The 12871-nt window shown below is 71.7% G+C and carries 12 protein-coding genes and 1 pseudogene; 9 read left to right on the top strand and 4 right to left on the bottom strand.

Annotation, left to right across the window (positions count from 1 at the left end):
- The first annotated feature begins 206 nt into the window (after nt 1–206).
- Nucleotides 207–1034 carry an alpha/beta fold hydrolase gene (locus OHA55_RS15740; RefSeq protein WP_266706739.1) on the top strand — a complete coding sequence of 276 codons (828 nt, stop codon included), beginning with the start codon at nt 207–209 and terminating at the stop codon, nt 1032–1034.
- Between the two features lie 68 nt (nt 1035–1102).
- On the opposite strand, the gene trpS is transcribed toward OHA55_RS15740, so the two are convergent.
- Complete coding sequence (gene trpS, locus OHA55_RS15735) at nt 1103–2161, bottom strand: tryptophan--tRNA ligase (protein WP_266710688.1); 1059 nt, start codon at nt 2159–2161, stop codon at nt 1103–1105.
- Between the two features lie 389 nt (nt 2162–2550).
- Between trpS and OHA55_RS15730 the strand changes: the two genes are divergently transcribed.
- The 4 genes from OHA55_RS15730 (at nt 2551) to OHA55_RS15715 (ending at nt 5892) form a co-directional block, all read left to right on the top strand.
- Nucleotides 2551–3324 (top strand): class I SAM-dependent methyltransferase, encoded by a 774-nt coding sequence (locus OHA55_RS15730; protein WP_266706737.1) that lies wholly within the window; start codon nt 2551–2553, stop codon nt 3322–3324.
- Between the two features lie 203 nt (nt 3325–3527).
- The gene (locus tag OHA55_RS15725; RefSeq protein ID WP_266706735.1) at nt 3528–4616 is read left to right on the top strand and encodes an LLM class flavin-dependent oxidoreductase; all 1089 of its coding nucleotides are present in this window, start codon (nt 3528–3530) and stop codon (nt 4614–4616) included.
- A gap of 5 nt (nt 4617–4621) precedes the next feature.
- Nucleotides 4622–5305 (top strand): FMN reductase, encoded by a 684-nt coding sequence (locus OHA55_RS15720; protein WP_266706733.1) that lies wholly within the window; start codon nt 4622–4624, stop codon nt 5303–5305.
- Nucleotides 5306–5469: 164 nt separating this feature from the next.
- Nucleotides 5470–5892 carry a universal stress protein gene (locus OHA55_RS15715; RefSeq protein ID WP_266706731.1) on the top strand — a complete coding sequence of 141 codons (423 nt, stop codon included), beginning with the start codon at nt 5470–5472 and terminating at the stop codon, nt 5890–5892.
- An 88-nt stretch (nt 5893–5980) separates the two neighbouring features.
- On the opposite strand, the gene OHA55_RS15710 is transcribed toward OHA55_RS15715, so the two are convergent.
- The 3 genes and pseudogenes from OHA55_RS15710 to OHA55_RS15700 form a co-directional block, all read right to left on the bottom strand.
- The gene (locus OHA55_RS15710) at nt 5981–6853 is read right to left on the bottom strand and encodes an ABC transporter permease (protein ID WP_266706729.1); all 873 of its coding nucleotides are present in this window, start codon (nt 6851–6853) and stop codon (nt 5981–5983) included.
- The gene (locus OHA55_RS15705; protein ID WP_266706728.1) at nt 6850–7821 is read right to left on the bottom strand and encodes an ATP-binding cassette domain-containing protein; all 972 of its coding nucleotides are present in this window, start codon (nt 7819–7821) and stop codon (nt 6850–6852) included. The genes OHA55_RS15710 and OHA55_RS15705 overlap by 4 nt, the downstream gene beginning before the upstream one ends.
- 112 nt (nt 7822–7933) lie before the next feature.
- A pseudogene (locus OHA55_RS15700) lies at nt 7934–8344 on the bottom strand (hypothetical protein); the annotation flags it as partial.
- A gap of 121 nt (nt 8345–8465) precedes the next feature.
- On the opposite strand from OHA55_RS15700, the gene OHA55_RS15695 reads away from it, so the two are divergent.
- From OHA55_RS15695 to OHA55_RS15680, 4 genes are all read left to right on the top strand, one after another.
- A complete protein-coding gene (locus tag OHA55_RS15695) occupies nt 8466–9332 on the top strand; it encodes a hypothetical protein (RefSeq protein WP_266706727.1) in 867 nt (288 codons plus the stop codon).
- Between the two features lie 105 nt (nt 9333–9437).
- The gene (locus OHA55_RS15690) at nt 9438–10460 is read left to right on the top strand and encodes an NADP-dependent oxidoreductase (protein WP_266706726.1); all 1023 of its coding nucleotides are present in this window, start codon (nt 9438–9440) and stop codon (nt 10458–10460) included.
- A 28-nt stretch (nt 10461–10488) separates the two neighbouring features.
- Entirely contained in the window at nt 10489–10734 is a 246-nt protein-coding gene (locus OHA55_RS15685; RefSeq protein WP_266706725.1) for a DUF2630 family protein, read from the top strand.
- A 121-nt stretch (nt 10735–10855) separates the two neighbouring features.
- Nucleotides 10856–12811, top strand: coding sequence for an FUSC family protein (locus tag OHA55_RS15680; protein WP_266706724.1), 1956 nt, complete (start codon nt 10856–10858; stop codon nt 12809–12811).
- Nucleotides 12812–12871 lie beyond the last annotated feature (60 nt).

Raw genomic sequence — 12871 nt, 5'->3', positions numbered from 1 at the left:
GGGCTCGGAGGCGTCCGCGGGACAGGGGGACCGGGCACCGCAGGCATCCCGTTTCACGTGAAACATGGGTGTACCCGATCGGACCGCGGACCCGGCCCCCACCCTCACCCGTTCGGCCCAAGAACGCTCCCCCTCGATTTTCCCCTCGTGCGGTAATGGGCCGTGTTGTCCCCCGTACGGCACGACCGCAGGAGAGGGAGAAGCACATGCCCGTCTGCACCACGCGCGACGGAGTCGAGATCTTCTACAAGGACTGGGGGCAGGGGCGGCCCGTGGTCTTCATCCACGGCTGGCCACTGAACGGCGACGCCTGGCAGGACCAGCTCAAGGCCGTCGCGGACGCCGGCTACCGCGGCATCGCCCACGACCGCCGGGGCCACGGCCGGTCCACCCCCGTGTGGGACGGCTACGACTTCGACACCTTCGCCGACGACCTGAACGACCTGATCACCCAGCTCGACCTGAGAGACGTCACCCTGGTCGCCCACTCCATGGGAGGCGGCGAGCTGGCCCGGTACATCGGCCGGCACGGCACCGGGCGGATCAGATCCGCCGTCCTGCTCTCCGCGATCCCGCCGCTGATGCTCCAGGGGCCGGACAACCCGGAGGGCGTTCCGCAGAGCGTCTTCGACGACATCAAGAAGGGCATCCTGACGGAACGTTCGCAGTTCTGGAAGGACACCGCGGTGGGGTTCCACTCCGCCAACCGCGAGGGCACCAAGGTCACTCAGGGCAACAAGGACGCGTTCTGGTACATGGCCATGGCCGAGACCATCGAGGGCGGAGTCGCCTGCGTCGACGCCTTCGCGTCCACGGACTTCCACGAGGACCTGAAGAAGTTCGACGTTCCCACCCTCGTCGTGCACGGCGACGACGACCAGGTCGTCCCGATCGACGCCACCGGACGCAAGACCGCGAAGCTGGTGAAGGACGCCACGCTGAAGGTCTACGAAGGCGGCTCGCACGGCATCGCCCTGGTGCCGGGCGACAAGGAGAAGTTCAACCAGGACCTGCTGGACTTCCTCAAGAAGTGACCCGGGCGCCGGGCGCCGCACCGCTCGGCGCGACACCCGGCCCCTGTCCCGGTGACACGCGGCACGCCCTACCGCAGCGTCCCCATGGCCTCCCGGACCTCGTCCAGGGTGCGTTCGGCGATCTCGTTCGCGCGGACGTTCCCCGCCCGCAGCACGGACCCTACGTATCCCAGGTCCCGCGCGTACTCCGCGCGCCGGGCCCGGATGGGCGCGAGCCGGGTGTTGACGGCCTCCGTCACGGTCCGCTTGAGCACGGCGGCACCTCCGTCACCGATCTCCTCGGCGACCTCGTGCGGCTCGCGGTCCTGGCAGAGCGCGGCGAGCAGCACCAGGTTGGAGACGGCGGGCCGGTTCTCGGGGTCGTAGGAGATGTGCCGGTCCGCGTCGGTCTTCGCGCCCTTGATCAGCCGCGCGGTCTCGTCGGCGGTCGCGCCGAGGGCGATGGCGTTGCCGCGGCTCTTGCTCATCTTCCCGCCGTCCGTGCCGAGGAGGAGCGGTGCGGCGGAGAGCAGCGCCTCGGGCTGCGGGAAGACCGGTGCGTACCGCTCGTTGAAGCGGCGGGCGACGGTCCGGGTGAGTTCCAGATGCGGCAGCTGGTCCTGGCCCACCGGGACGAGGTTGCCCTTGCAGAAGAGGATGTCGGCCGCCTGGTGGACCGGGTACGTGTACATCAGGCCGCTCACAGCGGCCTGGCGCGAGTGGGCGATCTCGTCCTTGACGGTGGGGTTGCGGCCCAGTTCCGCCACCGAGACAAGGCTCAGGAAGGGCAGCAGCAACTGGTTCAGGGCGGGCACCGCGCTGTGGTTGAAGATCGTCGAACGGGACGGGTCGATCCCGATGGCGAGGTAGTCGAGCAGCAGCCCCTCCATCGTCTCGGCGAGCCGGTCGACCACGTCCCGGTCGGTCAGCGCCTGGTAGTCGGGGATCAGCACGAACACCTCCACGCCCAGGTCCTGGAGGCGGACCCGGTTGTGGAGTGTGCCGAAGTAGTGCCCGAGGTGGAGTGGGCCGGTCGGCCGGTCCCCGGTCATCACCCGGAAGCGGCCGGGCTCGGCGGTGATCTCCCGCTCCAGCTCTGCGCCGCGCCGGCGCGCGATGGCCACGGTGGAGGCGGAGAGCGGCGACACGGCGGACGCGCCGTCGGCCGGGGCGGAGGTGCTGAGCGGCGGAACCTTGGTGGTCATGGTGGTCATGGGGGTCATGGGGGTCATGGGGGTCTCTCCTCGCGAGGTGTGGCTGCGTGGAGGACGGCCCCGCCGGTGGAGCTGATCCGAGTCCCCGCCCTGCGCGCTGCGGGCGCCGTACGCGGGAACAGAGAAGGGCCGTCCTTGTCGAACGGCCCTGGTTCCGTGCAGAAGGGGTGCCGCTCCTAGGAGGAGCGCCACCAGTTCCGGCACGGTACGGAGGTCATGCGCCGAGTGTAACGCGCACCCTCCGCACGCCCCGGGAAGAAGGCGGCTTCCTCCCTCGGAGAAGGGGTGGCCGCGCACGCCCCCGCCACTCCAACAATGGCCGTATGAAAAGGACTTCGCAGGCCCGCTCGTTCGACCGGGCCGCCGCCGCGTACGCCGCCAACCGCCCCTCCTACCCTCCGGCCCTGCTCGACGCGGTGCAGGAGCTCGGCGGCCGCCCCCTCGCGGGCGCCGCCGTCGCCGATGTCGGTGCGGGCACCGGACTGGCGACGGCTCTCCTGCTGGACCGGGGCGCGCAGGTCATCGCCGTCGAGCCCGGCGCCCACATGGCCTCGGAACTCCGCCGCCGCCTGCCCGGCGTGCCCCTGGTGCTCGGTGACGGCGACCGGCTGCCGCTGGCCTCCGCCTCGCTCGATCTCCTCACCTACGCACAGTCCTGGCACTGGACCGATCCGTCGGCGTCGGTCCCGGAAGCCCTGCGCGTGCTGCGTCCCGGCGGCGCTCTCGCACTCTGGTGGAACGACTCGGACGCCTCCGTCCCCTGGATCGCCGCCCAGGACGCGCGCCTGCGTCGGCTCTTCGGCGCGGCCGACCGCCCGCACGACCCCCGGGCCCGGTTCCACGGGCTGCCGTCCGGGCTTGGCTTCGTCCACCGGCAGCCGGCGTGGTCGCGGAGGGTTCCCCTCGACACACATCTGGCCAACCTCGCCAGCTACTCGGACTTCCTCGTGCTCGGCGAGGAGGGGACGGACGCCTTCCTCGCCGAGGAGCACGAGCTCCTGACCGCCGTCTTCCCGGACGGGACGGTCGAGGAGCGGTACGTGGTCAGCCTGGCCGTCGCCCGCCACCGACCCGGCGGGGAGCCTCCGCCCGGCTAACCGTGGGCGTGCTCCCTCACGTGGAACAGCAGGTAGAGGGCCCGAAGCCCCCTGCCGGACCGCCCGTACCGCGGCCGGTTCCCTCAGGGAACACCGGTCGTGCGCGGACGGAATAGCCAGTGGGGGGTCTCCGTTGTAGGCTGGGACCAGTTAGTTCAAGCTTCAACAACATTGAAGCGGCCACAGCACAGGAGGCGGGCGTCATGCAGTTCGGGATCTTCACCGTCGGGGACGTCACCACCGATCCGACCACCGGCCGGACGCCGACCGAGAACGAGCGGATCAAGGCCACCCTCGCCATCGCGCAGAAGGCCGAGGAAGTCGGCCTGGACGTCTTCGCGACCGGTGAGCACCACAACCCCCCGTTCGTCCCGTCGTCGCCGACCACGACGCTCGCCTACATCGCCGCCCGCACCGAGAAGCTCATCCTCTCGACCTCCACCACCCTGATCACCACCAACGACCCGGTGAAGATCGCCGAGGACTACGCCACCCTCCAGCACCTCGCGGACGGCCGCGTCGACCTGATGATGGGCCGCGGCAACACCGGCCCGGTCTACCCGTGGTTCGGCAAGGACATCCGCCAGGGCATCCCGCTCGCCATCGAGAACTACGCCCTGCTGCACAAGCTGTGGCGCGAGGACGTCGTGGACTGGGAGGGGAAGTTCCGCACTCCGCTGCAGTCCTTCACCGCCACCCCGCGTCCGCTCGACGGCGTGCCGCCGTTCGTCTGGCACGGCTCGATCCGCTCCCCCGAGATCGCCGAGCAGGCCGCGTTCTACGGCGACGGCTTCTTCCACAACAACATCTTCTGGCCCATGTCCCACACCAAGAAGATGGTCGAGCTCTACCGCAAGCGGTACGCGCACTACGGCCACGGCACCGCCGAGCAGGCCATCGTCGGACTGGGTGGCCAGGTGTTCATGCGCAAGAACTCGCAGGACGCCGTCAAGGAGTTCCGCCCGTACTTCGACAACGCCCCGGTCTACGGCCACGGCCCGACGCTGGAGGACTTCACCCGCGAGACGCCGCTGACCGTCGGCTCCCCTCAGGAAGTCATCGAGCGCACCCTCTCCTTCCGTGACGCCGTGGGCGACTACCAGCGCCAGCTGTTCCTGATGGACCACGCGGGACTTCCGCTCAAGACGGTCCTGGAGCAGCTCGACATCCTCGGCGAGGAAGTCGTCCCGGTCCTCCGCAAGGAATTCGCCGCCCTGCGCCCCGCCGGCGTCCCCGACGCCCCCGTCCACCCGGCCGTCACCGCCGCCCGCAACGCCTCGAAGGAGGTCTGACCGCCATGACCACGCCCGCCGGCCTCAACGGCCTCTCCACCACCCCGCTCCGGATCGTCGCCGTGTCGGCCGGGCTGAGCCAGCCGTCGTCCACCCGGATGCTGGCCGACCGGCTGGCCTCGGCCGCCCGCGAGCAGCTGGAGACCGGACAGGACCGCCAGGTCGAGGTACGCGCGATCGAACTGCGCGACCTGGCCGTCGACATCGCGAAGAACCTGGTCACCGGCTTCCCGTCGACCGCTCTGCAAGAGGCCGTCGACGCGGTGACCGAGGCGGACGGGCTGGTCGCGGTGACCCCGGTGTTCAGCGCCTCGTACAGCGGTCTCTTCAAGTCCTTCTTCGACCTGATCGAGAACACCGCGCTGACCGGAAAGCCGGTCGTGATCGCCGCGACCGGCGGCTCGGCCAGGCACTCGCTGGTCCTGGAACACGCCATGCGCCCGCTCTTCGCCTACCTGCGGGCGGTGACCGTACCGACGTCGGTCTACGCCGCCTCGGAGGACTGGGGCTCGTCCGGGGACGAGTACACCGACGGCCTGCCGTCCCGCATCCGGCGGGCCGGCGGCGAGCTGGCCTCGGCCGTCATGGGCCGTACGGTCTCCGGCGCCTCCCGGGCGCTGGGCCTGGACGACGGGCTGGACGCGATCGTGCCGTTCGCGCAGCAGCTCGCCGACCTGCGGCTCGACTGACCCGGCCCGCCGGTCCGTGTCCGTGTCCGCGTCCACGTCGCGCGGACACGCGCTCGTGGAAACTCGGCCCTGATGTCCAGAATGTCCGGTCTGCTGAGAGTGTGGACCGGACATCGGATCGAGCGGGGCCGAGCGATCGAGCGGTCCCGAGCGGGAGGCAGAACATGGGCAGGATCGTCGTAGGAGTGGACGGCTCGGCGTCGTCGATCAAGGCACTGCACTGGGCTGTACGCCAGGGCGATCTGACCGGCGACACCGTCGAAGCCGTCAACAGCTGGGAGTACCCCGCCACCAGCTGGGCCTCGCTGATGCCGGGCATGCCCGAGGACTTCGACCCGCAGGCCCTGGCGACGGTCTCCCTCACCGAGGCCCTGGAAGAGGCCCTCGGCGCCGAGCGGGCGGCAGCGATCAGCAAGATCGTCGTGATCGGCAACCCGGCCCAGAACCTCCTCGACCGCGCCCAGGGAGCGACCCTGCTGGTGGTCGGTGCACGGGGCTACAGCGGCTTCAAGGCGACCCTGCTCGGCTCGGTCAGCCTCCACGTCACCCAGAACGCCCCGTGCCCGGTGACCGTCGTTCGCGACTGAGCGGGAAACTGAGCGGAAAACTGACAGCGGTGAGGGGCGGCCCCGGGCGGGGCCGCCCCTCACCGCTGTCCGCGCGCTCCGGACCGGCTCACTTCCGGTTGTACAGCCGCATCGTGACCGGACCGAACACCGCCACCAGCAGCGCCGACCAGCCCAGCGACCAGGCGACGGCCGTCCCCGGCCAGCCGCCCGCCATCAGCTCCCGCACCGCGGTCGCCACGTGCGTCACCGGGTTGTTGTTCACAAAGGCCTGGAGCCAGCCCGGCATCGTCGCCGGATCGACGAACACATTGCTGAGGAAGGTCAGCGGAAAGATCACCATCATGCTGACGCCCATCACCGACTTCTCGGTGCGCAGCAGCAGCCCGAACATCGTCCACACCCACGAGAAGGCGAAGGCGAACACCAGCACCAGCGCGACACCCGCCAGCACACCGAGCGCACCGCCGGCCGGCCGGTAACCGATGATCATGCCGACCGAGAGCATCACCGCCGAGGCCAGCAGATAGCGCAGGACGTCGCCCAGCAGATAGCCGACCATCGGGGCGGGCCGCCAGATCGGCAGGGTGCGGAACCGGTCGAAAACGCCCTTGACAATGTCGGTGTTGACCGAGACCCCGGTGTACATCGTGATCATCACGACGCTCATCACCAGGATTCCCGGCAGCAGGAACTGGATGTACGCCCCGGTGGACCCGGCCAGCGCCCCGCCGAAGAGGTACGTGTACATCAGCACGAGCATGATCGGGAACGCGGTCACGTCGAAGAGCTGCTCCGGCACGTGCTTGATCTTCAGGACCGCGCGCCATCCGAAGGTGAGGGAGACGGAGAGCGCGCCCGGAGGGGGCGGCCGCTCGCCGGAGACCAGCAGCGCCGCGAGACGTCCGGCGTCCGGGACGGCGAAATCTTCGGCCCCCGCGCCCCGCTCACCGGCCTCCCGGTCCGTGGTGGTGGTCGTCATGCCGCCGTTCCCTTCCTGTCCGTGAGAGCGAGGAAGACCTCGTCCAGACTGGGCTGGCCCAACGAGAAGTCGTCCACGCTGATCCCCGCCGCGGCCAGCTCCGCCAGGGCCCGCGAGGCCCGTTCCGCGGCCCCCAGCGCGCTGCCCGAGCCGTCGACCCGCGCGGTCAGCGCCACCGGGTCCGGGTCGAGCTGCACCTCCGCGTCGAGGGTGCGGACCAGCACCCGCTCGGCCTCCGGCCGCTGCGCGGCGTCCAGCAGCCGCAGATGGACCGTCCCCGAACCCACCGACGCCTTCAGCTCCCCCTTGGTGCCTTCGGCGATCACCCGGCCGTGGTCGATCACCGCGATGCGGGAGGCCAGCTTGTCCGCCTCGTCCAGATACTGCGTCGTCAGCATCACGGTGGTGCCCTGCGCGACGACCGCCCGGACGATGTCCCACACCTGGTTGCGGCTGCGAGGATCGAGACCGGTGGTCGGCTCGTCCAGGAAGAGCAGCCGAGGAGTGTTCAGGATGGACGCGGCGATGTCGATCCGGCGCCGCATCCCGCCCGAGTAGTTCTTGACCTGCTTCCCGGCCGCCGGACCCAGCCCGAACCCCTCCAGCAGACGCGCGGCGCGCCGGCGGGCGGCGGGCCGGGAGTGGCCCAGCAACCGGGCGAGCAGCACCAGGTTCTCCGTACCGGTGAGGTCCTCGTCCACCGAGGCGTACTGCCCGGTGAGGCTGACCAGGCCGCGCACCGTGTCCGCCTCCCGCACGACGTCGTGGCCGTAGACGCGCGCGCTACCGCCGTCCGGTCGCAGCAGGGTCGCCAGCATCCGGACGGCGGTGGTCTTCCCGGCGCCGTTGGGGCCGAGGATTCCGTAGACGGTTCCGGTGGGGACGGCGAGATCGATGCCGTCCACCGCTCGGTTCTCACCGAAGGCCTTCACCAGTCCGGTCGTCTCGACGGCCGGTTCGGCGTTCACCCGCACCTCCCTCGGCGAAGGGCCCGTCGGTGATCCGGTGGGCGGTCCTGTCGGTGGCCCGGTAGATCGTCCCGCCTGTGGTGCGGTCGGTGGTCCTCTCCTCCGGCCAGTCCTCCCGCGAGTAGAAGAAGTAGTACATGGCGAGTGCCACCGGGACGCCGACCACCAGTCCGAGAATGGTCGAGCGCAGCACGCTGGTGTCGGTCAGACTCACCAGGAACCCGATCGCGCACGCCGTCAGCGCCCCGTAGGCCACCGCCCGCGCCTCACGCGGGATCACGTACTGGAGCCGGGCCAGGGCGAAACAGAGCACGGCGAGCGCGACACCTGCGGCGAAGCCCAGTGCCACCTGACCGCCCGTGCTCGGACCGCCGTCGCGCCGGATGAACGCGGCGTAGAAGCCGTAGATGACGCCGAGAAGCAGCGGCACCGCCCAGGCCATCGCGGTGTGGTGGTGGGCCGGCGTCCGGGCCCTCGGCGCCCGGGGCCTCGACCCGGCGGGCATGGCTGCGTGTGTGGCCATGGCGGAGAGCTCCTTCCGTCGCCCCCCTTTTCACTCCAGCGCACACCCAGCCACGCCACCCGGCAACTCGAATGGACGACGGCTCGGGGCGCTCCACGGGCCGCCGGGATTCCCTGAGGAGATGCGGACCTCTCTCTCAGCGCCCCTGTCGGCCGTGCTGCTCGTCCTGCTCGCCGTCCTGGTGCCGCTGAGCGCGCTCTCCGCATGGGTCGACCTGGAGGTCGACGACACCGACCGGTACGTGGCCGCCGTCTCCCCGCTCTCGTCCGACCCCGCGGTGCGCGAGACCGTCGCCGACCTCATCACCGACGAGGCGATGAAGCGGATCGAGCTGGGCGGGCTCCAGGACGCGATGCGGGACTTCCTGCACCAGGGCGTGCTGTCGTTCACCACGACGGACGCGTTCCGTTCGGCTTGGGACGCGGCGAACCGCACCGCCCACACGTCGATCACGGCCGCGCTCGACGGGGACTCGGGCGAGGCGGTGACCATCGACCTGGCCCCGGTGATCGAGCAGGTGAAGAAGGAGCTGGAGAACAGTGGAGTCCCGTTCGCCGACCAGATCCCCGTCGAGCGCACCGAGCTCACCGTCCTCTCCGGGGACCGCGCCGACCACGTGCGCGAGACGTTCGGCTGGCTGCGGTACGCCAGCGTCTGGCCGGCCGTGGCCACGCTGGTCCTGCTCGTGCTGGTGGTGGGGCTGGCGACGGTCCGGGGCGGCCGGCGGGCCGGTCTCTTCGCCACCGCCGTCGTGGGCGGCGGGCTCGTCCTCGGCGCGGTCGTGCTGCGGGTGCTGATCGCCCTGGGCCGCTCCGAGGTGCTGGACGCGGTGCCGGACAGCGACCGGGACGGGGCGGCGGCCGTCTCCGATGCTTTGACCGCTTCCCTGCGCACCACGGTCTGGTGGCTCCTCGGCGTGGGCGCCGTGCTGCTGGTGGGCGGCCTCGTCGCCCGGTACCTGCTGACCTCGCCGCGCCCCCGGCGATGACTCCCGGGCGCCCCGGGAACGGGTGGTGTCCGGCGCCGACGTGCGGCACCCAACGGGCCGGGCGAGAGTGGGAACCTGAACGCCGGGGGTGACTGGGAGGTCCGTATGCGTGCCGTCGCCGTCACCGCGCCCCTCGGGGAGCCCATGCTCGTCGAGCTCCCCAAGCCCGATCCGGAAATGGGCGAGGTACGGGTACGGATCGAGTACGCGGCCCTCAACCCGTACGACTGGCAGCGCGCCGACGACCCGGCGGCCGGCCTGTCCCCCCAGGGCTTCCCGCACGTCCAGGGCTTCCCCCACGTCCAGGGCTTCCCGCACGTCGTCGGGGTGGACTTCGCCGGCCGGGTGGACATGGTCGGCCGCGGCCCCAGCCGCTTCCGGGTGGGCGACCCGGTGTTCGGCCGGGTCGCCCACCCGTCGCCCGGCGGGGGCGCGTACGCCGAATACGTCTCGGTCCACCAGGACTCGCCGATCGCCCTGGTCCCGAGCGGGCTGTCGCTCAAGGTCGCCGCCGCGCTGCCGACCGCCGGTACGGCCGCCTGCCAGATCCTGGCCGCCCTCGGCGCCGGCGAAGGCGACTGTCTGCTGATCGTCGGAGCGGCGGGCGGCATCGGCAGCTACCTCACCCAGCTCGCCTCCGCCCGGGGCGTACGCGTCCTCGCGGCGGTGCGCGGCGACGAACGCCGCAGGATGTCCATCCTCGGGGCCGCGCGCACCCTGGACGTCTCCGCCGGACCGGAATCGCTCCCCGCCGCCGTGCGGGAGTCGCACCCGCACGGCGTGGACGCCCTCGCCGACCTCGTCTCCGAGGCCCCGGAGGCCTTCGCCGCGCACACCGCTCTCGTCCGGGACGGCGGCGTCGCGCTCACCACCCGGGGCGCGGGCGCGAAGGCCGGGAACCGCGCGCTCCACACCGGCCCGCCCCCCGTCGACTTCCGGCTCGCCCCGTCCGCCCTACTGCTCGACGCCCTCGCGGCGGCGGTGACCAGCGGGGCGTTCGTCGTCCCGATCGACTTCGAACTGCCCCTGGAGAAGGCCCCCGAGGCGCTCGCGCAGAACCGCGCGGGCGGCGCCCGGGGCAAGACGGTCTTCGTCCTCCGGCCCGGCGCCGGACACCACACCGGGTGATCCCCCGCCACCGACGTAAGGAACCCCCGTGCCCGACAACGACATCCTCGCGAACATCGACGAACTCGTCGCCGAGGAGCGCACCCTGCGCGACCGGTCCACCGCCACCCTCGGCCTGTCCGCGGAGGAGAGGATCCGGTTGCGTACCGTGGAAGTTCAGCTCGATCAGTGCTGGGACCTGTTGCGGCAGCGCCGCGCGCTGAGCGAGTACGGCGAGGACCCCTCGAAGGCCCGGGTACGCCCGCCCGACGAGGTGGAGGGATACCAAAGCTGAGCCCCGCGGCAGCCCCCACCACCCGGTCCGAACCGGCCCCGACCGAACCGGCCCCGACCGGTCGGGACCGGTTCGGTCAGACGCCGCCCGTGCTCCGGGCAGCCCGCGAGGAGAGTGAGCAGTGGCCACGGCCGACGCCGGCACCAAGAAGCGACGCGTGACGCCGCCGCCCTGGCTGCTGAACGGACTCCGCCCGCAGCCCACTCCGATCCCCTGGGCGGCCGTACTGCGCGCCTCCGTCGCCATGGCCGCGCCCCTCGCCATCGGCTTCGCCGTCGACCGGCCCTCCTACGGCGCCCTCGTCTCCATGGGGGCGCTCTCCGGTGTCATCGGCGACACCGCCGACGCCTACCGGATGCGCATCTTCAACATCGCCGTCCCCCAGCTCTTCGGCGCCCTCGGCGTCACCCTCGGCTCACTCGTGTACGGAACCGGCTGGGCCGCCGTGGCGGTCCTGACCGCCCTCGCCCTGGTCTCCGGGATGATGTCCACGATCGGCGCCGTGGCATCCGTCTCCGGCCTGCTGCTCCTGCTCAACTCCGTGATCGGCGCCGGTCTCCCGATGCCCGACCCCTGGTGGGTCGCCCCCCTGCTGCTCGCGCTCGGCGGGCTGGTGGTGCTGGCACTCGCCCTGCTCTCCTGGCCGTTCCGCCGCAGACTCCCCGAACGCACCGCGGTCACCCGCACCTACCGGGCGGTCGCCGCCCTGCTGCAGGCGGCCGGAACCTCCGCGTACGAACTCCACCGCCAGGACGTCACCGAGAGCCTCAACACCACCTACGACCTGATCCTCGCCCGCCGGGCCCGCTACCACGGCCGCAGCCCCGCCATGGTGCGCACCCTCTCCCAGCTCAACGTCGTGATCCCGCTCGTCGAAGCCGCACCCGCCGCGCACGGGGAGGGGCGCACCCTGCCCGACGCCGTCCCGGCAGCCGTACGCGCGCTCGCCGACGACATCGAGCAGAGCCGCACCGGAGGCCCCGAACCCGAACTTCCCCCGCCCGATTCGCCCGCCACCCACGCCGTGGACAGCGCGCTGCGCCACACCGCCACCGTCGTACACCGGGCCGACCCCGACCCGTACAACGTGGACGACCGGCTCGGCCGGCCCGCCGCCCTGCGCGTCCGGGTGCGCCGCTCGCTCCGGGCCGTCCTGCTCTCGGAGGCCTCCTGGCGCTACGGGCTGCGCCTCGCCCTCTGCATCGGGCTGGCCCAGGCGCTCACCTCGCTCGTCCCGGTGGAACGCTCCTACTGGGTCGCGCTCACCGTCACCTTCGTCCTCAAGCCGGACTACGGTTCGGTGTTCTCCCGCGCCGTACTGCGGGCCGTGGGCACCACCGCCGGGCTGGTCGTCGCCGCGCCCGTGCTGGCCGAGGTGGAGGCCGGCTGGTGGTTCGTCCCGGCGATGGTGGTGCTCGCCGCGCTGATCCCGGCGCTGACGGCGAAGGGGTACGCGTTCCAGACCGCGGCCGTCACACCGCCGATCCTGCTCCTCTCCGACCTCCTCAACCACCAGGGCCTCGATCTCGTCCGCCCGCGCTTCCTCGACAGCCTGCTCGGCTGCGCGATCGTGCTGGTGGCCGGTTATCTGCTCTGGCCGGAGAGCTGGCACACGCGCGTCGGCGACCGGCTCGCGGACGCGGTGGAGGACACCGCCGACTACGTCGCCTACGCCTTCGACCTCACGAGCGAGCACGACCGGGCCGAGCGCGTCCGCGCCAGGCGGCGGCTCTACCGCGACCTGTCGGCGGTGCGTTCCGAGTTCCAGCGCGCCCTCACCGAACCACCGCCCGTGGGCACGCGGGCGGCTGCCTGGTGGCCGCTGGTCGTCGCGGTCGAGCGGATCGTCGACGCCGCGACAGCGGCCCGGGTACGCCTGAACCACGGAGCCCCGCCGCCCGAACCCGGCGAAGCGATCATGATCGAGGGCCAGTTGCGGGAGCTGGCCGCCGGAATCCGTTCCAGCGAGACCCTGGTGGGGGTACGGGCCGATCTCTCCGGCGTCGAGGAGAGCGTGCTCGGCCCGCTCTGCCAGGAGGTCGCGGCCGCCCGGGCCATCGCCTCACCGCAGCCATGACTATGTTTCACGTGAAACACGGAGAGTGAGCAGCCGTCACGCCATGCACGGTTCCGGCTG

Source organism: Streptomyces sp. NBC_00102 (genome assembly GCF_026343115.1).
GTDB lineage: Bacteria > Actinomycetota > Actinomycetes > Streptomycetales > Streptomycetaceae > Streptomyces.
Note: the sequence above shows the minus strand (reverse complement) of the source record. Positions and strands in the feature narration are given on the sequence as shown.